At 67.2% G+C, this 19,275-nt stretch carries 18 protein-coding genes; 8 read left to right on the top strand and 10 right to left on the bottom strand.

Annotated elements, in window-relative coordinates; all coding sequences use genetic code 11:
• Window positions 1-9: 9 nt before the first annotated feature.
• The 9 genes from ACNA0R_RS10720 to ACNA0R_RS10680 form a co-directional block, all read right to left on the bottom strand.
• Entirely contained in the window at window positions 10-1,281 is a 1,272-nt protein-coding gene (locus ACNA0R_RS10720) for a Zn-dependent hydrolase (protein ID WP_415825972.1), read from the bottom strand.
• Window positions 1,278-2,942, bottom strand: a complete 1,665-nt coding sequence (locus tag ACNA0R_RS10715) for an ABC transporter ATP-binding protein (RefSeq protein ID WP_415825971.1) — start codon at window positions 2,940-2,942, stop codon at window positions 1,278-1,280. The genes ACNA0R_RS10720 and ACNA0R_RS10715 overlap by 4 nt, the downstream gene beginning before the upstream one ends.
• Window positions 2,943-2,946: 4 nt before the next feature.
• Complete coding sequence (locus tag ACNA0R_RS10710) at window positions 2,947-3,786, bottom strand: ABC transporter permease (protein WP_415825970.1); 840 nt, start codon at window positions 3,784-3,786, stop codon at window positions 2,947-2,949.
• Window positions 3,787-3,789: 3 nt separating this feature from the next.
• Window positions 3,790-4,776: an ABC transporter permease gene (locus ACNA0R_RS10705; RefSeq protein ID WP_415825969.1), complete on the bottom strand. Its 987-nt coding sequence runs from the start codon at window positions 4,774-4,776 to the stop codon at window positions 3,790-3,792.
• Between the two features lie 92 nt (window positions 4,777-4,868).
• Complete coding sequence (locus tag ACNA0R_RS10700) at window positions 4,869-6,476, bottom strand: ABC transporter substrate-binding protein (RefSeq protein ID WP_415825968.1); 1,608 nt, start codon at window positions 6,474-6,476, stop codon at window positions 4,869-4,871.
• 185 nt (window positions 6,477-6,661) lie between these two features.
• Complete coding sequence (locus tag ACNA0R_RS10695; protein ID WP_415825967.1) at window positions 6,662-7,414, bottom strand: LamB/YcsF family protein; 753 nt, start codon at window positions 7,412-7,414, stop codon at window positions 6,662-6,664.
• 5 nt (window positions 7,415-7,419) lie between these two features.
• The gene (locus ACNA0R_RS10690; protein WP_415825966.1) at window positions 7,420-8,544 is read right to left on the bottom strand and encodes a 5-oxoprolinase subunit C family protein; all 1,125 of its coding nucleotides are present in this window, start codon (window positions 8,542-8,544) and stop codon (window positions 7,420-7,422) included.
• The gene (gene pxpB, locus ACNA0R_RS10685) at window positions 8,541-9,332 is read right to left on the bottom strand and encodes a 5-oxoprolinase subunit PxpB (RefSeq protein WP_415825965.1); all 792 of its coding nucleotides are present in this window, start codon (window positions 9,330-9,332) and stop codon (window positions 8,541-8,543) included. Before pxpB ends, ACNA0R_RS10690 begins: the two co-directional genes overlap by 4 nt.
• Before the next feature lie 12 nt (window positions 9,333-9,344).
• On the bottom strand, window positions 9,345-10,568 hold the full coding sequence (locus ACNA0R_RS10680; RefSeq protein WP_415825964.1) for a pyridoxal phosphate-dependent aminotransferase: 1,224 nt from the start codon (window positions 10,566-10,568) through the stop codon (window positions 9,345-9,347).
• Between the two features lie 220 nt (window positions 10,569-10,788).
• Between ACNA0R_RS10680 and ACNA0R_RS10675 the strand changes: the two genes are divergently transcribed.
• Window positions 10,789-11,472, top strand: a complete 684-nt coding sequence (locus tag ACNA0R_RS10675; protein WP_415825963.1) for a GntR family transcriptional regulator — start codon at window positions 10,789-10,791, stop codon at window positions 11,470-11,472.
• 87 nt (window positions 11,473-11,559) lie between these two features.
• On the opposite strand, the gene ACNA0R_RS10670 is transcribed toward ACNA0R_RS10675, so the two are convergent.
• The gene (locus ACNA0R_RS10670) at window positions 11,560-12,357 is read right to left on the bottom strand and encodes a GntR family transcriptional regulator (RefSeq protein WP_415825962.1); all 798 of its coding nucleotides are present in this window, start codon (window positions 12,355-12,357) and stop codon (window positions 11,560-11,562) included.
• 228 nt (window positions 12,358-12,585) lie between these two features.
• On the opposite strand from ACNA0R_RS10670, the gene ACNA0R_RS10665 reads away from it, so the two are divergent.
• The 7 genes from ACNA0R_RS10665 to ACNA0R_RS10635 are packed head-to-tail and all read left to right on the top strand — an operon-like array spanning window position 12,586 to window position 19,271.
• Window positions 12,586-13,617, top strand: coding sequence for an ABC transporter substrate-binding protein (locus ACNA0R_RS10665; protein WP_415825961.1), 1,032 nt, complete (start codon window positions 12,586-12,588; stop codon window positions 13,615-13,617).
• A gap of 39 nt (window positions 13,618-13,656) precedes the next feature.
• Window positions 13,657-14,712, top strand: coding sequence for an ABC transporter ATP-binding protein (locus ACNA0R_RS10660; RefSeq protein ID WP_415825960.1), 1,056 nt, complete (start codon window positions 13,657-13,659; stop codon window positions 14,710-14,712).
• Window positions 14,709-15,575 (top strand): ABC transporter permease, encoded by an 867-nt coding sequence (locus ACNA0R_RS10655; RefSeq protein ID WP_415825959.1) that lies wholly within the window; start codon window positions 14,709-14,711, stop codon window positions 15,573-15,575. The genes ACNA0R_RS10660 and ACNA0R_RS10655 overlap by 4 nt, the downstream gene beginning before the upstream one ends.
• 1 nt (window position 15,576) lies before the next feature.
• Complete coding sequence (locus ACNA0R_RS10650; protein WP_415825958.1) at window positions 15,577-16,377, top strand: ABC transporter permease; 801 nt, start codon at window positions 15,577-15,579, stop codon at window positions 16,375-16,377.
• A complete protein-coding gene (locus ACNA0R_RS10645; protein ID WP_415825957.1) occupies window positions 16,377-17,537 on the top strand; it encodes an NAD(P)/FAD-dependent oxidoreductase in 1,161 nt (386 codons plus the stop codon). Before ACNA0R_RS10650 ends, ACNA0R_RS10645 begins: the two co-directional genes overlap by 1 nt.
• Complete coding sequence (locus ACNA0R_RS10640) at window positions 17,521-17,829, top strand: (2Fe-2S)-binding protein (RefSeq protein ID WP_066347865.1); 309 nt, start codon at window positions 17,521-17,523, stop codon at window positions 17,827-17,829. The genes ACNA0R_RS10645 and ACNA0R_RS10640 overlap by 17 nt, the downstream gene beginning before the upstream one ends.
• A complete protein-coding gene (locus ACNA0R_RS10635; RefSeq protein WP_415825956.1) occupies window positions 17,826-19,271 on the top strand; it encodes an FAD/NAD(P)-dependent oxidoreductase in 1,446 nt (481 codons plus the stop codon). The genes ACNA0R_RS10640 and ACNA0R_RS10635 overlap by 4 nt, the downstream gene beginning before the upstream one ends.
• Window positions 19,272-19,275: the final 4 nt, after the last annotated feature.

The raw sequence follows: 19,275 nt of genomic DNA, 5'->3' as shown, positions 1-19,275 counted from the left end.
GAATGTTCTTCAACCCGCTGGCGACAGGCCCGCGCGCTCGGCCAGCACCAGGCCCAGCACCCGCGCGGCCGCCGCGAAATCCGCCATGTCCATGGCTTCGTCGGGGTTGTGGCTGCCATTGGCATTGCGTACGAACAGCATCGCGGTGGGCACGCCTTGGTTGGCGAACGTCGCGCTGTCGTGTCCGGCGCCGCTGGGCATGTCGCGGATGCTGGCGCCCGTGGCCGCGGCGGCCTTATGCAGGGCCAGGCGCAGGGCGCCGTCCATGATGGCCGGTTCGCTGCCGGACGGCATGCCCCACTCGAAGCTCACGCCTTGCGCGGCGGCGATGGCGCGGGCGGCTTCGTGCAGGCGCTCGTCCATCAGGCGCAAGGTCCCGGTGTCGCGCGAGCGGATGTCGACCGCGAACGACACCTGGCCCGGCACTTTGCTGAAATCCGCCTGCCTGGGATCGGTGTAGACCTGGCCGAAGGTCAGGGTCAGTTCATGGCCGGCGCGCTCCAATTCGGCCCAGACGTCCTGCAGGCGATCGATCAGGGCCGCCAGGGCGACCACGGCATCGGCGCGGTGGCCGCGCGGCGTGGCGCCGGAGTGGGCATAGCGTCCGAGCACGCGCGCCGCGCGATAACGGAGGCTGCCGCAGATGCCGGTGACCGCGCCCAAGGTGTCGCCGGCGCCGACCAGCACCGGCCCCTGTTCGATATGTAGTTCGAGGAAGCAGTCCAGGCCGCCGGCCTGCAGCCTGGACACACCGGCGGCCACCTGTTCCGGCTGGCCGCCGCAATCGCGGATGTGATCGGCCAGGGTCCGTTGGGTATCGGGTCGTTGCACCCGCAGATCCCGCGCCTCGAGCAAGCCGAAAGCGGCCTTGCTGCCGACGTAGGAGATGGGAAACCAGGCGCTTTCCTCGGCGCGTATGCCCATGACGACGACATCGCGTTCGGATGTCGCGCCGGCGCGCACCCAACCCGCCACGACGGCCATGCCGGCCACCACGCCGGCCGCGCCGTCGTAGTTGCCGCCACGCGGCACCGAATCCAGGTGCGAGCCGGTGACGACCGCGGGCAGGTCGCGTCGGCGTCCCGGCAAGGTCAGGTACAGGTTCAATGCCGCATCGCGCGCCACTTCCAGGCCGAGCAGGCGGCCGCACTCCGCCAGGGTTTCGTGCGCGGCCTGTTCGCCCGCGCCGTAGGTGTCGCGGGTGATGCCCACGCCATCGTGGCTTTGCGCGCGCAGCTGCTCGAAGAGGCGTTCGGCGAGGGGGATGTAGGGTTCTATCATGGCTGGGCGATCGCCTCGGCGGTAATGGCCGCCACCGGGTCCCAGTCGCGCCCCGGCATGGCCGCGATCAGCTGGCGGGTGTAGGCGTCGCGCGGGTTGTCGAAGATCTGCGCGGGCGGGCCTTGTTCGACCACGCGGCCGCGGTGCATCACCAGCAGGTGGTCGCAGATCTGCGCCGCCACGCGCAGGTCGTGCGTGATGAAGATCAAGGCCAGTTGCAGCCGCTCCTGCACGTTCTTCAGCAGCTTCAAGACCTGCGCCTGCACGGACACGTCGAGGGCGGACACCGACTCGTCCGCGACGATCAGCTGCGGCTCCATCGCCAGGGCGCGGGCGATGCCGATACGCTGGCGCTGGCCGCCGGAGAACTCGGCCGGATAGCGGTCGAAGGCGGATGGGTTCAGCTCCACCAGCGCCAGCAGCTCGCGCGCACGCGCCTCGGCGTGCGGGCGCGAGACGCCGTTGGCCAGCGGTCCGTCACAAAGAATGCGGCCCACGGTCTGGCGCGGATTCAGGGACGCGAAGGGATCCTGGAAGATCATCTGGATCTTGCCGCGCTGCGGCCGGAACTGGGTTTCCGACAGCGGCGCGATGTCCTGGCCGTCGAACAGCATCTGGCCGCCGTCGATGTCCAGCAGCTTGAGCAGGCATTTGCCTATGGTCGATTTGCCCGAACCCGATTCGCCGACGATGCCCACGGTCTGGCCGCGGCCGACGCTGAAGCTGACGTCGTTGACCGCCTGCACGACGCGCTTCTTCTGGAACATGCCGCCGCCCGAGGCATAGACCTTGTTGAGGTTCTTCACCTGCAGCACCGGCCGTGGGCCGGCCGCGCGGCGTTCCCCGGCGTCGGCATGCTGGCTGGGAACGGCGGCGATCAGGCGGCGGGTGTAGGGATGGCGCGGATGGTTCAGGACCTGGTCCGCCGGGCCTTCCTCGACCAGGACGCCTTTTTCCATCACCGCCACCCGGTCGGCGATTTCGGCGACCACGCCGAAGTCGTGGGTGACGAACATCACGCCCATGCCTTTCTGCTTCTGGATGCGGGCGATCAGGGCCAGGATCTGCGCCTGCGTGGTCACGTCCAGGGCGGTCGTCGGCTCGTCGGCGATCAGCAGGCGGGGCTCCAGGGCCAGCGCCATGGCGATCATCACCCGCTGCCGCTGGCCGCCCGACAGGCGAAACGGCCAGGCGTGGCGCAGGGTCGCCGGTTCGGGTAGGCCGACGAACTCCAGCAGTTCCAGCACGCGGTTCTCGCGCGATCCAGCATCGCCGACATTGTGGACCCGCATGACTTCGTCGATCTGGTCGCCGACCGTCTGCAAGGGATTCAGCGCGGACAGCGGTTCCTGGAAGATCATGGCCATCTCGCGGCCGCGCATGCCGCGCAGGGTGTCTTCGTCCAGCTTCAGCAGGTCGCGGCCATCGAACAGGATCTCGCCGCCTTGCGGACGCAGGTAGTCCGGCAACAGGCCCATGATGGCGTTGGCGCTCATCGATTTGCCCGAGCCGGACTCGCCGACGATGCAGAGGATTTCGCCGGCGCGGATGTCGAAGGAGATGTCCTTGACGGCATGCGGCCGGTCGCCGCCGCTCGGCAAGGCGATGGTGAGATCGCGGATGGAGAGCAGCGGCGCGGCGCCGGGGGTGGAGTCGTCCATGGCTTCAGGCTCCACGTTTGCGCAGTTGGGGATTGAGGGCATCGTTCAAGCCTTCGCCGATCAGGTTGATCGCCAGCACGGTGAGCATGATCGCCAGGCCGGGCCAGAGGCTCATCAGGGGCGCTTCGCGCAGCATGGTGCGGGCCGCGCCGATCATGAACCCCCAGCTCATCAGGTTACGGTCGCCCAGGCCCATGAAGGACAGCGCGGACTCGGTCAGGATGGACGTGGCCGTCATCAAGGAAGCCGTGACGATGATGGGCGAGGCCGCGTTGGGCAGGATCTGCGTGAGGATGATGCGCAATGGGCGCTGGCCGATCACCACCGCGGCCTGCACGAATTCACGGGTGCGCAGGGTCATGAACTCCGAGCGGACCAGGCGTGCCACGGGAGGCCAGGACACGATGGCGATGGCGCCGACGATGGACACCAGATCGGGTTTGAAGATGGCGACCAGCACCATGGCCATCGCCAGCTGCGGGATGGTCTGGAAGAACTCGGTCAGGCGCATCAGGAAGTCGTCCAGGCGGCCCCCGAAATAGCCGGCCAGGGCGCCTACCAGGATGCCGATCAGGACAGCGACGGCGGTGGAGATGACGCCGATCAGCAAGGACACGCGGGCGCCATAGGCCAGGCCGGCGGCGATGTCGCGGCCCAGCATGTCGGTGCCCAAGGGATAGGATGGATCGGAGAAGGGCGCCAGCAGCGGCGAGGCGACCATCATCCAGGGCGACTCTTCGTAAAACAAGGGGGCGAGCAGGCCGGTAAGAATGACGAGGAGCAGGATGACGACACCCGCGGTGGCGCCCTGGTGGGCGCAGAAACGTTTGATGAAGGCTTTCATGAATCAGCTTCCCTGGATGCGCGGATCGACGAAGCGGTAGATCAGATCGGTGAGCAGGTTGAAGACCACCACCATGGTCGACGTGACCAGGAACACGCCCAGCAGCAACTGGTAGTCGCGCGCGTTGAGCGCGTCGAACATGAGGCGGCCGATGCCGGGCCAGCCGAACACGGTTTCCGTCAGCACCGCGCCGCCGGCCATTTGGCCCAGCTGGATGCCGGCGAAGGTGATCACGGGCAGCAGGGCATTGCGCAGCGCGTGGCGGCGGATGATCTGCTGCACGGGCACCCCCTTGGCGCGCGCCGTCTTGATGAAATCCATGCCCAGCACTTCCAGCATGGACGCGCGGGTCAGCCGCGCGTAGATGGCCATGAAGAAGCAGCCCAGCGAGATCGTCGGCAGGATCAGGTGTCTGGCGATGTCGCCGGCGCGGGCCCAGCCGGTCAAGGTCGATGCCACGGTTTCCATGCCGAACGGCGGCAGCCAGCCCAGGGTCAAAGAGAAGAAGATCACGGCCAGCAAGGCCAGCCAGAATTGTGGCGTGGCGTAAATGAGCAGGGCGGCGCTCATGAGACCGCTGTCGATCCAGCGGCGCTTCCCTTCATAGCGCGCACGAGCCGCGATGACCCCTGCCAGCATGCCCAGCGAAACCGAGAAAAGAAAGGCGCAGCCCATCAGCAACAGGGTGGCCGGCAGGCGGTCGAGAATCAGGTCCAGCACCGGCACGCGTTCACGGTAGGAGAAGCCGAGATCCAGACGGGTGATGCCTTTGAGATAAATCCCGAGCTGCACGTAGACCGGCTTGTCCAGGCCGAAATCGCGGCGCAGCTGTTGCACGTAGGCCGGGTCGGAAGCGCCGGCTTCACCGGCCATTACCGACGCGGGATCGCCGGGCGCCATGCGTATCAGCAGGAAATTCAGGATCACCACGCCGAGCACGACGATGATGGCTTTGCTCAGCCGGGAGGCGAAATACGACAGGGTCTTCAAAGCATCGGCTCCAAAGCGGTCAGGCAGAAACGGGGCAGCGCCACGGCCATGACGAACGTGGCCGTGGCGCTGCCGTCGGACGATGGAGCAGCTTATTTGTCGATGTAGACGTCGGCGAAGGTGTCGTTCAAGCCGATGGCCGTGGTCACCAGGTTATGCACCTTGGCGCGATACAGCGTCGGGTTCTCGATCTCGAACAGGTAGCCGTTGGCGACCTGGTCGACCAGGATCTTCTGCACCTGGTCGTAGGCCTGCTTGCGCTCCGCGTCCGACGTGGCCGTGGCGGCCTTGTCCCACAAAGCATCGGCCTCGGCGTTCTTGTAGCCCACGTTGTTGACGAAGGCCGAGCCCTTGACGATGTTGCGGGTCAGGAACAGGCGCGACACGCCCAGCGCCGGATCGCCGTACTGCGAGGTGAAGCTGAAGGTCAGGTCGAAATCGAAATCGGACACGCGCTTGGACCACGTGCCGGCGTCGGCGGCCTCCATGTCCACGTTGAAGCCGATCTGCTGCAGGGCCTGGCGGGTGTATTCACCCAGGCGGTCCCAGGCCGCGCCGTAGGGATAGGCCAAAATCTTCACCGGCGTCTTCGACACGTCCACGCCGGATTCCTTGATCAGGGCGCGGGCCTTCTTGAGGTCGTAGGGGTACTGGGTGACGTCGGCGCTGTAGAAGGGCGTCTTGGACGAGATCGGGCCGGTCGAGACCTTGCCCAGGCCGAAGAAGATGTTGTCGACGATGAACTTGCGGTTCAGCGCGTACATCACGGCCTGGCGCACCTTGACGTTGTCGAACGGCGGCTTGCGCTGATTCATCTGGATGTAGGCCTGCTGCGAGAACATTTCCCAGCCGTTGGTGGTGTAGTCCACGTTGGGCAGCGCTTTCAGGCGCTTGATGTCGACATTGTCCACGTCGCCGCTGCGCAGCACGTCCACGTCGCCGCGCTCGAAAGCCACGGCGCGCGAGGCGGAGTCGGGAATCACGCTGAAGACGATGCCGTCCAGGTAGGGCTTGCCCTTCTGCCAGTAGTCGGGATTGCGCACCAGCTCGATGACCGAACCCTTGCGCCAGCTTTTGAACATGAAGGGGCCCGTACCGATGGGCTTCTGGTTGTTGGGGTTGTTCAGGTAGTCGGTGCCGTCGTAAAGATGCTTGGGCACGATGGGCATGTTGTCGCTGACGAAGGCCTTGAGGAAGGGCGCGAAGGGCGACTTCAGCTTGATCTCGACCTTGTCCGGGGCCAGCGCGGTGACCGATTCGACGAACTGGTTGATGATGACGCGAGCGCGCGGGTGCACCGTACGCAGGAATTTGTCGATGCTGAAGACCACGTCGTCGGCGCTGAAGGGCTTGCCGTCATGCCAGGTCACGCCGTGCTGCAGGTCGAAGGTGTAGGTCTTGCCGTCTTCCGACACATGCCAGGCGCGCGCCAGGCCGGGCCGCGGCTTGAGGTCGGGCGACCACGTCAGCAGGCTCTCGTAGATCTTGCCGGCCACGTATTGCGTGGAGATCTGCTGGTTCAAGCCGAGCATCAGCAGCGGCGGTTCCGGCTGCACGATGGCGCGCAGGGTGCCGCCGTGGGTCTGCGCCTGGGCGCCGGTGGCGCCGGCGACGGCCAGCATGGCGGCCAGGGCGGCTGATAGCAGGGGGCCCTTGACGCGGCGCAGCGCCGAAGGCTTGTGGGTCGAGGTGGAAGACATGCAGGTCACTCCTAGGCTAGGCGGAATTGCGGCGACACTGAGGGCGGCTGGTACAGGGTCGGAACGCGTTCAGGAAAAAACTCCCCGGGCCGTGCGGCAACACGGCTGTTGCGCGGGGCATTGCGTTTGGACAGGCGGCCTCGTCTCCCCTTGAGTACGGGACCGCTATCCGGGTGGACGGTGGTTTACACCGTCCTGACTTCGATTCCTTCTGCTTGCAGGGCGGCGCGGATGTCGCGGGCGAACATCGCGGCGCCGGGCTGGTCGCCGTGGATGCACAGCGTGTCGGCCTTGATCGGCACATCCTTGCCGGACAGGGCGCGCACCACGCCTTCCTTGACCATGCGCTTGACCTGCGCAATGGCCTGGTCGACATCCTCGATCATGGCGTGCGGCTGCGAACGCGGCGTCAAGGTGCCGTCGTCCTGGTATGTGCGGTCGGCATAGACCTCGTGGATCGCGTTCAGGCCCCGGTCCAGCGTGGCCTTGGCGATGGGGGCGTTGGCGACATAGATGGGCAGGGTCGGGTCGACGTCGGCCACCGCGCGCGCCACGGCATCGGCCAGGGCGGGATCGCGCGCGGTCATGTTGTAGAGCGCGCCATGGGTCTTTACATGATGCAGCTTGCCGCCTTGAGAACGGGCCATGGCTTGCAGGGCGCCGACCTGGTAGACGACCAGCGCGTAGACCTCGTCGGCCGTCATCGCCATGACGCGGCGGCCGAAGCCCTGCAGGTCCGGCAGGCCGGGATGCGCGCCGATGGCGACGTTGTGCCTGATGGCGGAGCGCACGGTGGCCAGCATCACGTCGGGGTCGCCGGCATGGAAGCCGCAGGCGATATTGGCGGCGGTGATGTGAGGCATCAGCTGGCTGTCCTGGCCCATGACCCAGGCGCCGAAGCTTTCGCCCATGTCGCAGTTGATATCGATCGAAGGCACGGTGCTCACTCCTGGCTTGGCTCAACGGGGGAGGGGCCGCGCGCTTGCAGGGCACGCGCCGCGGCTGATTGGATTTCGTGCAGGCGGTCATCGGTGGCGCGCCATGCCAGTTCGGCATCGGCCTGGGTGATGGCCTCGAAATGCAGCGCGTCGCCGGGCATGGCCTGCGCCAGCAGCGGCAGGTCGGCGCTGGCGACGTAAGCGATCTTGGGATAGCCGCCGGCGCTCTGGCGGTCGGCCATGAGCACGATGGGCTGGCCATCGGGCGGGACCTGTATGGTGCCGAATGCGGTGGCTTCGGAGATCAGCTCCAGCGGCTCGGTCAGCGCCAAAGGCTGGCCGCTCAGGCGCGCGCCCATGCGGTCGGATTGCTGCGTGACGATGTAGGAACGGGTCGTCAACTGGTCCTGGGCGGCCGCGGTGAAATCGGACCAGTGCGGGCCGGGGATGAAGCGGATAGGGGCGGGCGTCGGGAAGCCGCCGGCTTCGTCGTCGTTGCCGCCGGCTTCCTTGGTTTCGTTGCGGCTGCCGCCCTTGCTTGCGCCGGCCTTGCCGCTGTTGCGTTGCGCCGGTGTGACATCCACTTGTTCCGCGAGCAGGACGGGCATGCCGCTTTGGACCATCAGCTTCTCGATGGGGAGCACCGGCAGGTCGCGCGGCATGCGGCCGACCGCGACCCGGTCGGCGCGTTTGAGCGCACGGCCTTCATGGCCGCCGAACCCCGCGCGGATATTGGTGCTGCGGCTGCCAAGCACGGGCTCCGGCGCGAAACCGCCGCGAACGGCCAGGTAGAGGCGGGCGCCCCGCAGCCGTTCGCCCACGTCGAGCACGGTCCCGCGGCGCAGCAGCACGGCGCGGTCCTGCGGGATCTCCTGGCCATCGGCGGTGATGCGCATGCGCGCGCCGCACAAGGCGACCAGGGTGTGGTCGGCAAAGCGCAGGCGCGGGCCGGTGACCGTGCATTCGAGCACGGCCGCGCCGGCGTCATTCCCCACCAGGGCATTGGCCAGGCGATGCGCCCATTCGTCCATCGGGCCGTTCACCGGGACACCGTACTGCTGCAGGCCCAGGCGGCCGGTATCCTGCAGCGTGCTGAGCATGCCGGGACGTTCCACGGTCATCACGTTCATGGCCGTGGCTCCAGCAGACCGGCGAATTCAGCCGGCGAGATCGGCTTGAAGCGCAGCTGGTCGCCCAGGCGCAGCCGCGTGGGCGGTTGCGCGGTGACGTCGAACAGATTCCATGGCGTGCGCGCAATGACGTTCCAGCCTCCCGGCGACGCGCTTTGATAGATGGAAGACAGGCCGTTGGCGATGGCCACCGACCCGGCTTCCACCCGCGTGCGCGGCGACGCGCGGCGCTTCACGTTCAGGCGCGGGTCGAGCGGACCGGCAAAGGGATTGCCCGGCGAAAAAAAGAAAGCGTAGAGCGTAAGCGGCGTGCCGCTGTGCAAGGCGATCACTTCCTCGGGCGTCAGGCCGCAGCGATCGGCCACGTCATCCAGGTCGGGACCGAAGTCGCCGCCGTAGCAGGCGGGGATCTCGACCACACGGCCGTCGACGGCGACGTCCGGCAGATCCTGGCGCAGCAGGGCTTCGATGCGGCGCGTCAGGTAGACGCTGGGCAAAGCGCCCTCGCGCGGGCAGCGCGACGGCTGGTAATGGACGGCGACGGTCGTGAATGCGGGAACCACCTCGACGATGGCGGCCAAGCCGGCATCGCCGTCGACGGCCGCATTGAGCAGCGCGGTGACCGCATGCACCACCCGGTTGGTGGACAGGTCGACCGAGTCGCCAAGGCGAATGAGCAGGCAGCGATCGCCGACCGGTTCGATGCGCGCGCGCGCCTGAATGCGGGCGCCGCCCCCGACGGACGACGCGTCGGGTTTCAGCGTGGCGGCGTCGGCTGAAGGATCCAAGATAGGGCTCTTTCAGCGGGCCAGCTTGGCGCAGGCGGCCACGATGCGTTCGCAGGCGAGTTTCAGGTGCTCGTCGGCGATGCAGAAGGTCAGGCGCAGATAGGGTTCGAGGCCGAAGGCGCTGCCCGGGACCACCGCCACGCCTGCTTCTTCGATCAGGTAGCGCGCCAGGTCGGCGTCGGTGCCTATGGTTTCGCCCTTGGGGGTGCGCATGCCGATCGCTTCCCGGCAGTCCGCGAAGAAATAGAAGGCCGCCGGGGGACGGCGTACGGCCAGCACCGGCGCGGCTTGCCGCAGGATGCCGAGCGCCATGTCGCGGCGCGCGCGCAGACGTTCACGCCAGCCATCGAGGAAATCGTGCGAACCGTTGAGCGCGGCCACGGCGGCTGCCTGGCTGACGGAGCTGGGATTGCTGGTGCTTTGCGACTGCAGCAGGTTCATGGCCTTGATCAGCCAGGCCGGACCGCCGGCGTAACCCAGGCGCCAGCCGGTCATGGCATGCGACTTCGATACGCCGTTGATGGTCAGGGTGCGCGCCCGCATATCGGGCGCGGCTTCGGCAAAAGAGACGAAGTTGCCTTCATACACCAGCTGTTCGTAGATATCGTCCGACATCACCAGCACGCGCGGGTGCTGGCGGATGACCGCTGCCAGGGCGGCGAATTCCTGCCTGGTATAGAGCGCCCCCGACGGATTGCAAGGCGCATTGAGGATCAGCCAGCGCGTCCTCGGCGTCAGATACCGTTCCAGGAGGGCCGGCGTCAATTTGAAATCGTTGGCGGCGTCCGGCGTGATGACCACCGGGGTGCCGCCGGCGATGCGGGCCATTTCCGTATAGGACACCCAGTACGGCGCCACCACGATGGCTTCATCGCCCGGGTTCAGGGTGGCCAGCAGGGCATTGAAGAGAATCTGCTTGGCGCCGGTGGCGGCGATGATCTCCTCCGGCGCATAGGCCAGGTGGTTGTCGCGCTTGAACTTGGCGGCGACGGCCGTCTTCAGGGCGGGCGTGCCGCCGACGTCGGTGTAGCGGGTCTGGCCTTCGGTGATGCCCTGGATCGCCGCTTCGCGTACGTGCCGCGGCGTGTCGAAGTCCAGTTCGCCTTCGCTGAGACTGATGATGGAGCGGCCTTCGGCGGACAGCCGGCGGGCCAGCTCGCTGATGGCGCCCGTGGCGGAAGGACGCGCCGCCGCTACGCGGTCGGCCAGGCGGACATCGAGTTCAACGGAAGACATCGGGATTTCGGTTCGGCAAGGCTTCTGGGAGTGGTCGCATTCTGACCCTGCCGGCACCGTGAGTACATTAGGTATACCACTTATATACAATAGATGGACCAGGGAGCGAGGATGCGGCTATCCCAGGGAAATCCCGCTTTCAGGCAGGTCCCGGGGCGGCATTCAGGAGCCGTCAACCTGTGCCACACTTCCTTTTTTGCGTATCTCACAAACAGAATTCATGAATCCGGGACACGAGGATCTGGCGCCCAGCCAGGAGCTGGATGGGGGCAACCGCGGACTGGCCAACCAGGCGTATGACGCCCTGGTCGACCTGATCCTGTCACGCGAACTCAAGCAGGGCGAGCAGGTGCAGGAACGGGCGCTGGCCCTGCGGCTGGGCGTGTCGCGCACGCCATTGCGGGAAGCCATGCACCGGCTCGAGGGCGAACAGATGTTGGAGCGCAAATCCAATAACCGTCTGTTCGTGCGGCAGGTGACCTTGCAGGACCTGATGGAAACGCTGCATATCCGCCGTTTGTTGGAAGGCGACGCGGCGGGGCGTGCCGCGGGGAAAGTGCCGGCGGAGACGCTGGCCGATCTGCGTGAGCGGGTCCAGGCCCTGATGGAAGAAGGCGAGCCGGCCAATCCTTTGCATCAGCAGCTGGACGCGGAGCTGCATGGCCTGATATCGGAATACTGCGGCAACGAATTGATGGCGAGCATGATCGCCAAGTTGCGGCAGAAAACCCGGATGTTCTCGCTCAAGCGGCTGGAGAACCGCATGGTGCCGGTCTGTGGAGAACATCTGGCGATGCTGGACGCCCTGGCGCGCGGCGATGCGCGGGCGGCGTCGGAGGAAACCATGCGGCATATCGAGAACATCCGCCAGTCCATCATCGACAAGTTGTCCGGGACCTATTGACGGCGTTCATCAAGCGCCGCGGGGCCAGCCCCCAAGCCATGCGCCGCTTCAAGCCGGCGCGAGCGGACTACGGCTGTGTAGCGTCGGCTACGCCACGTTCAGCGACATCGAGTACTTCATCTTGTCGTGGGGAAAGGTGGTGATGGTGGCCAGCAGCAGCACCCCGCCGCTGCCGTAGTAGCGGCGGGTAATGACGAAGCCCGCCGTCCGCGGTTCCACGTGCAGTTGCCGGGCGATGGGCGCGGCGATGGGCGTGGCCGAGAACTCCTGGTTGACCTCGTGGATGCGGTGGCCGAAGTGGTCCTCGATCAACCGCAGCAGCGAGATGCGCGGCTGGATGTCGGCGCGCAGGTCGGAATGCGCCGGATCGGCGTAGATCAGCGTGCACGCGACCGGCGTGTCCTGGTCGTCCAGCGTCTTGATGGAGTTGATGTGCAGCCACGACTGGCCGGGCTCGGCGCCCAGGGTCTCGGCCAGCCGCTTGGCGAGCTTGACCGTGCGCACATCCTGCACCAGCAGCGCGGCATTGCGCGCGTATTGCAGCAGGTCGGGGAACTGCGAGATCCGCTGCGTGAACCGGGTGCTGGCGTGGGCGGTCTCGACGCGCGTGCCCACGCCCGGGCGGCGCGACACCATGCCCGCCACCGTCAACATGCGGATGGCCTCGCGGATGGTGTGGCGGCTGGCGCCGAATTGTTCGCACAGTTCATGTTCGGTCGGCAGCAGCGTCATGACCGGATAGCGGCCGCTGCCGATGTCGCGCGCCAGCTGCTGGTAGATGCTTTTGTAGCGCGGACCGCCAGCCTCGTCGTCCGGCCCCGCGGCCTGGCCACGGGCCTCGCGCGCGCCGGCCGGTTCGGGCGCGCCTTCGGAGGATCGGGTCATGGGTGGTTCCTTTTCTCGTTCTATCGGGGTTTGTCCGGACAATAACCGATTGACAAGGTCGTGTCCGCGCATCCATTATTTGTCCGGACATTCATGTACGGACAAATTGTACGGCGGACATGAGGTCGCGGGGCAAGCGGGTCCGCAATTTTTTTGCGGGGAGTCCATCCCCGGATTCAGGCGGCATCGGCAGTGCTTGCAGTTCTCTTCCAATAAACGGGGGTTTTCATGGGCAAGGTACTCGCAGTCCTGACGGCGGCCACGGTGGCCGTCGGTGTGTGCGCCAACGCGCAGGCGCAGCAGAAACTGGTGGTCGCCGGCTACGGCGGCTCGTTCGAAGACATCATGCGCCAGGACATCTTCCCGCCCTTCGCCAAGCAGCATGGCGTCGAGCTGGACTACGTGGCCGGCAACTCCACCAACACGGTGGCGCGGCTGCAGGCGCAGAAAAGCAACCAGCAGATCGACGTCGCCATCATCGACGACGGCCCGATGTACCAGGCCATCGCGCTCGGCTTCTGCGCGCCGATCCAGGGCCTGCCGGTCGACGATCTCTACGGCACCGCGCGCTACAAGGACGACAAGGCCGTGGCCATCGGCATCGTCGCCACCGGCATCATGTACAACAAGAAGGTCTTCGACGAGCGCAAGTGGGCCGCGCCCACTTCGTGGAAGGATCTGAAGGATCCCAAGTACAAGAAGCAGCTGGTGGTGCCGCCGCTGAACAACACCTACGGCCTGCACGCGCTGGTGGAGTACGCCCGCGAAGGCGGCGGCGGCGAGAAGAAAATCGATCCCGGCTTCAAGACCTTCAAGGACGAGATCGGCCCCAACGTGCTGGTGTACGAGCCTTCGCCCGGCAAGATGACCGAGCTGTTCTCCAGCGGCCAGGCCACCATCGCGGTGTGGGGCAGCGGCCGCGTCAAGTCCTTCGCCGACACCGGCTTCCCGGTGGGCTTCGTCTATCCGCGGGAAGGGGCCTATGCCCTGTTGTCGTCGGTGTGCCCGGTGGCCAAGCCCAACGCCAGTCCGCTGGCGCAGGCCTTCGTCAACTACCTGGTCAGCCCGAAGGTGCAGGAGCGGCTGGCCAATGCCTATGGCTATGGCCCGGTGAACAAGCAGGCCAAGGTGGTCGACGATCCGCGCGTGCCGCTGCCGATCGGCAAGCGCGCCGCCGACCTGATCGTGATCGACTGGGACACCGTCAACCAGAACCGCGACGACTGGAACAAGCGCTGGACGCGTGAAATCGAGCGATGAGGCAACGGCGGCGCGGGCGCGCCGCCAGCGGGAGTATCCATGAGCTATCTCGTATTGAACCGCCTGTCCAAGCGCTACGGCGACCTGACGGCGGTCGAGGACCTGAGCTTGTCGGTCGAACGCGGCGAGTTCATCTCGCTGCTGGGACCGTCGGGCTGCGGCAAGACCACGACCCTGCAGATGATCGCCGGGTTCGTCGAACCCAGCGGCGGCAGCATCGTGCTGGACGGCAAGGACGTCAGCCGCATCCCGGCCAACAAGCGGGGCCTGGGCATGGTGTTCCAGAACTACGCGCTGTTTCCGCACATGACGGCGGCCGAGAATGTGTCGTTCGGCCTGGAGATGCAGCGCGTCGGCAAGGAGGAGCGGCAGGCGCGGGTGGCCGAGGCACTCAAGCTGGTGGGCCTGTCGCACCTGGCCGACCGCCATCCGGCGCGCATGTCGGGCGGCCAGCAGCAGCGCGTGGCGCTGGCGCGCGCGCTGGTCATCCGCCCCCGCGTGTTGTTGCTGGACGAACCGCTGTCGAACCTGGACGCCAAGCTGCGCGAGGAAATGCAGCTGGAGCTGCGCAGTATCCAGCGCACCGTCGGCACCACCACCATCCTGGTCACGCACGACCAGTCCGAAGCCCTGGCGCTGTCCGACCGCATCGTGGTGATGAACCAGGGCCGGGTCGAGCAGGTGGCCGAGCCTTTCGCGGCCTATGAGGCGCCGTCGAGCCGCTTCGTCGGCGGGTTCCTTGGCAAGGCCAATGTGTTCACGCCCACGGCGCAGGCCTATGCGGGAGAGGTGCGGGCGCGCATCGGCGAGGCCCATATCGCCATGGAAGGCCGGCCGGTGCCGCGGGGCGCGGTGATCGTGCGGCCGGAAAAAATCCTGTTCGCCGAGGCGAGTGCCTGTGCCTTGCCCGGCCGCATGAAGACGCGCGTGTTCCTGGGCAACCACTGGCTATGCCAGGTGGACACCTCCGTCGGCGAGGTGCTGGTGATCCGCCAGAACGATGGCGTGCCGGTGCCCGCCGAGGGCGAGACGGTGCATCTGCGCTGGCGCGCGCAGGATATGTGCGCGGTGGCCGGGCAGGAGGCCGCGCAATGAGCGCGCGCACCAACCCCTGGCTGTTGAGCGGGCCGGCGCTGGCGCTCTACGCCACTTTCCTGGTGGTACCGATGGCGCTGGTATTCCTCATCAGCTTCTTCGACTTCCAGTTCTACGGCGGCATGCAGGCCACCTTCACCTGGAAGAACTATATCGAGATCCTGGGCGACGGCTATTACTACGAAATCTACGCCCGTACCTTCGGCGTGGCGGCGCTGGTGACGCTGGCCTGCCTGGTGCTGGGCACGGCCGAAGCCTATGTGCTGTCGCGCATGGCCAATCCGTGGAAGGGCCTGTTCCTGATGGTGGTGCTGGGGCCGCTGCTGATTTCCGTGGTGGTGCGCACGCTGGGCTGGGCCTTGCTGTTCGGTTCCACCGGTCTTATCAACAAGACGCTAATGGGCATCGGCCTGGTCTCGACGCCGATCGACCTGATGTACAGCAATCTGGGCGTGGGGATCGCGCTCACGCATGTGCTGGTGCCGTTCATGGTGATCTCGGTGTGGGCATCGTTGCAGCGGATCAATCCGTCGACCGAGGCCGCCGCGCTGTCGCTGGGCGCGAGCCAGTTCACCGTGATCCGGCGCGTGATCGTGCCGCAGGTCATGCCCGGCATCCTGTCGGGCTCGATCATGGTGTTCGCGCTGGCCGCCAGTTCCTTCGCCACGCCCGCCATCATCGGCGGCCGGCGACTGAAGAACGTGGCCACCGCCGCCTACGATGAATTCCTGAATACGCTGAACTGGCCGCTCGGCGCGGCGCTGGCGGTGGTGCTGCTGGTGGCGACCGTGGTGGTGCTGTTGTCGGCCAACCGGCTGATCGAACGCCGTTACGGCGCGGTCTTCAATCCGTCGGGAGCCTGACATGAACTTCCGCAACGGCCCCATCGGCCTGCTGTTCCATACGCTCTTCATCCTGTTCATCCTGGCGCCCATCGTGATGGTGTGCGCGGTGGCGTTCACGTCCGAAGGCTTCATCTCGCTGCCCAGCGGCGGGCTGTCGCTGCGCTGGTTCCGCGCCATCCTCGACAACCCGCGCTTCATCGAGGCGTTCTGGTTCAGCCTGGGGCTGGGCACGCTGTCGGCCACGCTGGCGATCGGGCTGGCGGTCCCCAGCGCGCTGGCGCTGGCGCGCAACCGCTTCGCCGGCCGCGAAGCCTTGCTGGCGTTCTTCCTGTCGCCGCTGATGATTCCGCACGTCGTGCTGGGGCTGGCCTTCCTGAAGTTCTTCACCACCGTGGACCTGGCCGGCACCTATGTCGGGCTGGTGGTGGCCCACGTGGTCCTGGTGATGCCCTATGCGCTGCGGCTGGTGCTGGCGTCGGCCACCGGCATCGACCCCGCGCTGGAGCGTGCGGCGCAGTCGCTGGGCGCGTCGAACTGGACCGCCTTCCGGCGCGTGGTGCTGCCGCTGCTGCTGCCGGGCGTGGTGAGCGGCTGGGTGATCGCCTTCATCACCAGCTTCGACGAGCTGACCATGTCGATCTTCATCGCCTCGCCGTCCACCACCACGCTGCCGGTGCGCATCTTCCTGCACATCGAAGACACCATCGACCCGCTGGTGACCGCCGTGTCGGCCGTGCTGGTCTACGTGACCATCATCGCCATCTTCATCCTGGACCGCCTGGTGGGCCTGGAAAAGCTGTTTGTCGGAAAGGGACGTTAATGACGGACGAAACACAACAAGGGGCGCCGCGCGCGCCGGCGCATCGCGGCGTCTACGACGCCGTGGTGATCGGCGGCGGCCTGGTCGGTTCGGCCCTGGCCTACGGGCTGCGGCGCGAACTGGACCACGTCGCGGTGCTGGACGAGGGCGACGTCGCCTACCGTGCCTCGCGCGGCAACTTCGGCCTGATATGGGTGCAGAGCAAGGGCATGGGGCTGCCGCGCTACGGCGTGTGGACCATGACCTCGGTCACCGCCTGGCCGCAACTCGCGGCCGAGCTGCAAGAGCAGACCGGCGTGGACTTGCACCTGGAGCAGCGCGGCGGCCTGCACGTGCTCTTGAGCGATGAGGAAATGGAAGCGCGCGCCACCTTCATGCGCACGCTGCTGGCACAGCCCGGCATGGCGCAGTACGACTGGAAGCTGCTGGATCGCCACGAGCTGGCCGACATGATGCCCGGCGTCGGTCCGGAGGTGCGCGGCGCCAGCTGGACACCGGTGGACGGCATCGCCAACCCGCTCAAGCTGCTGCGCGCGCTGCACATGAGTTTTGCGCAGCGGGCCGTGGATTACCTGCCGCGCCGTCCGGCGCAGCAGATCCGCCAGCGCGACGGCGTGTTCGAGATCACAACCCCGTCCGGCACGGTGCGCGCGCGCAAGCTGGTGCTGGCCAGCGGGCTGTCGAACAAGGCGCTGGGCGAACAGGTCGGCCTGGCGGTGCCGGTGCGGCCGCAGCGCGGCCAGATCGTGGTGCTGGAGCGCACCCGCCGCCTGCTGGAAACGCCGCTGTCCACGCTGCGCCAGACCGATGAGGGCACCTGGCTGATCGGCGATTCGCAGGAAGAAGCCGGCTATGTGGACAACCAGGTAGGCCTGCCGATCCTGGGCACGCTGGCCGACCGCGCCGTGCGCACGCTACCCGCCTTGCGCGAGGTGCGGGTGGTGCGCAGCTGGGCCGCGCTGCGCGTAATGTCCAAGGACGGTTTCCCGATCTATCAACAATCCGAGACGTGCCCGGGCGCTTTCGTCGCCACCTGTCACAGCGGCGTCACCCTGGCCGCCGCGCACGCGCTCAAACTGGCGCCCATGATCGCAGCCGGCCAATTGGCGGACGACATGGCGCCATTTTCGACCCGGAGGTTTCATGTTCAAGAGGCTTGACGAAGCGCAGCGCCAGGCGCAAGGCGCGCCGGTGCGGGTGACCGTCAATGGCGCCGAATTGCAATGCCGCGCCGGCGACAGCGTGGCCGCGGCATTGTTCGCCGGCGGCGTGCAGGCCTGTCGCGATACCGCGGTGGGCGAGGTGCCGCGCGGACCCTATTGCATGATGGGCGTGTGCTACGACTGCCTGGTCACCATCGATGGCCAGGCCAACCAGCAGGGCTGCATGACGGCCGTGCGCGAAGGCATGAAGATCGAGCGCCAGTTGGGCGCGCGCAAGGTGCGGGCATGATCGAGACGACGCAATGCGATTTGCTGGTGGTGGGCGCCGGTCCCGCCGGGCTGGCCGCGGCCACCATGGCCGCGCGGCTGGGTGTGGACACGGTGCTGCTGGATGAACAGCCCGCGCCGGGCGGGCAGATCTACCGCGCCATCACCACCACGCCGGTCACCGACCGCGCCGTGCTGGGGCCGGACTACTGGCACGGCGCCTCGCTGGTCGAGCCCTTCAAACAGTCGGGCGCGCGCTATGTGCCGGGCGCGACTGTGTGGGCGGTGGCCGAGCGTACGACGCCCGCGCCGGCGCTCGGCTTCGAGGTGGCGTATTCGGTGGCGGGCGAGGCGCGCATCGTGCATGCGCGGCGCCTGCTGCTGGCCACCGGCGCGCAGGAACGTCCCTTCCCGATTCCGGGCTGGACGTTGCCGGGCGTCATCACCGCCGGCGCCGCGCAGATCCTGTTGAAGTCGGCGGGTGTGGTGCCGGCCGACCGTACCGTGCTGGCCGGTTGCGGCCCGCTGCTGTACCTGGTGGCGTGGCAGTATCTGAACGCGGGCGTGAAGGTCGATGCGCTGCTCGAAACCACGCCGCCCGACCGCCTGCGCCAGGCTTTGCCGAAGGTGTGGGACTTCCTGCGTTCGCCCTATCTGGGCAAGGGGCTGTCGCTGCTGCGCGCGGTCAAGGCGGCGATACCCATCGTCAAGGGCGTGACGACGCTGGAAGCGCTGGGCCAGGACAAGCTGGAAAGCGTGCGCTACACCACCGCGGCGGGAGAAACCAAGACCCTGCCCGTGCAGCAACTGATGCTGCACCAGGGCGTTGTGCCCAACGTCAACCTGTCGCGCGCCATCGGCGCCGAGCATCGCTGGAACACGGCGCTGGACTGTTGGGAGCCGGACGTGGATGAGTGGGGCCTGACCTCGGTGGACGGCGTCGGCATGGCGGGCGACGGCGCCGGCATCGCCGGCGCGCTGGCGGCCGAGCAACGCGGCCGGCTGGCGGCGTTGCAGGCGGCGCATCTGCTGGGCCGCATCGACACGGCGCGGCGCGACAGCGAAGCCGCCGCGCCGCGCGCCGCGCTGGCGCGGGCGGTGCGCGGACGCGAGTTCTTCGACGTCTTGTACAAGGCCCCGGAGACCTTCCGTCGTCCCACCGGCGACACCATCGTCTGCCGTTGCGAGGAAGTGACAGCGGCGCAGGTGCGCGATACCGTCAAGCTGGGTTGCAGCGGTCCGAACCAGATGAAGGCCTTCCTGCGCTGCGGCATGGGGCCGTGCCAGGGCCGCTTCTGCGGCCTGACGGTGTCGGAGATCATCGCCGAGGAACGCGGCGTGCCGGTGCCGGAAGTCGGCTATTACCGCCTGCGCTTCCCGACCAAGCCGCTGACGCTGGGCGAGCTGGCGTCGCTGCCGCAGACCGACGAGTCCCGCCAGGCCGTGGTGCGCCTGAAGAAGTAGGAGG

The sequence above is a fragment of the Bordetella sputigena genome (assembly GCF_965137885.1).
Classification (GTDB): Bacteria; Pseudomonadota; Gammaproteobacteria; order Burkholderiales; family Burkholderiaceae_B; genus Bordetella_C; species Bordetella_C sputigena.
This window is presented reverse-complemented; position numbering and strand designations above follow the sequence as displayed.

What these genes read in the sequence shown, in the direction of transcription:
- ACNA0R_RS10660 (WP_415825960.1), top strand. Translation starts at nt 13,657, where the DNA reads ATGAGCTATCTCGTATTGAACCGCCTGTCCAAGCGCTACGGCGACCTG.
- ACNA0R_RS10700 (WP_415825968.1), bottom strand. Translation starts at nt 6,476, where the DNA reads ATGTCTTCCACCTCGACCCACAAGCCTTCGGCGCTGCGCCGCGTCAAG.
- ACNA0R_RS10645 (WP_415825957.1), top strand. Translation starts at nt 16,377, where the DNA reads ATGACGGACGAAACACAACAAGGGGCGCCGCGCGCGCCGGCGCATCGC.
- ACNA0R_RS10650 (WP_415825958.1), top strand. Translation starts at nt 15,577, where the DNA reads ATGAACTTCCGCAACGGCCCCATCGGCCTGCTGTTCCATACGCTCTTC.
- ACNA0R_RS10680 (WP_415825964.1), bottom strand. Translation starts at nt 10,568, where the DNA reads ATGTCTTCCGTTGAACTCGATGTCCGCCTGGCCGACCGCGTAGCGGCG.
- ACNA0R_RS10715 (WP_415825971.1), bottom strand. Translation starts at nt 2,942, where the DNA reads ATGGACGACTCCACCCCCGGCGCCGCGCCGCTGCTCTCCATCCGCGAT.
- ACNA0R_RS10640 (WP_066347865.1), top strand. Translation starts at nt 17,521, where the DNA reads ATGTTCAAGAGGCTTGACGAAGCGCAGCGCCAGGCGCAAGGCGCGCCG.
- ACNA0R_RS10635 (WP_415825956.1), top strand. Translation starts at nt 17,826, where the DNA reads ATGATCGAGACGACGCAATGCGATTTGCTGGTGGTGGGCGCCGGTCCC.
- ACNA0R_RS10690 (WP_415825966.1), bottom strand. Translation starts at nt 8,544, where the DNA reads ATGAACGTGATGACCGTGGAACGTCCCGGCATGCTCAGCACGCTGCAG.
- ACNA0R_RS10720 (WP_415825972.1), bottom strand. Translation starts at nt 1,281, where the DNA reads ATGATAGAACCCTACATCCCCCTCGCCGAACGCCTCTTCGAGCAGCTG.
- ACNA0R_RS10670 (WP_415825962.1), bottom strand. Translation starts at nt 12,357, where the DNA reads ATGACCCGATCCTCCGAAGGCGCGCCCGAACCGGCCGGCGCGCGCGAG.
- ACNA0R_RS10655 (WP_415825959.1), top strand. Translation starts at nt 14,709, where the DNA reads ATGAGCGCGCGCACCAACCCCTGGCTGTTGAGCGGGCCGGCGCTGGCG.
- ACNA0R_RS10675 (WP_415825963.1), top strand. Translation starts at nt 10,789, where the DNA reads ATGAATCCGGGACACGAGGATCTGGCGCCCAGCCAGGAGCTGGATGGG.
- ACNA0R_RS10710 (WP_415825970.1), bottom strand. Translation starts at nt 3,786, where the DNA reads ATGAAAGCCTTCATCAAACGTTTCTGCGCCCACCAGGGCGCCACCGCG.
- ACNA0R_RS10665 (WP_415825961.1), top strand. Translation starts at nt 12,586, where the DNA reads ATGGGCAAGGTACTCGCAGTCCTGACGGCGGCCACGGTGGCCGTCGGT.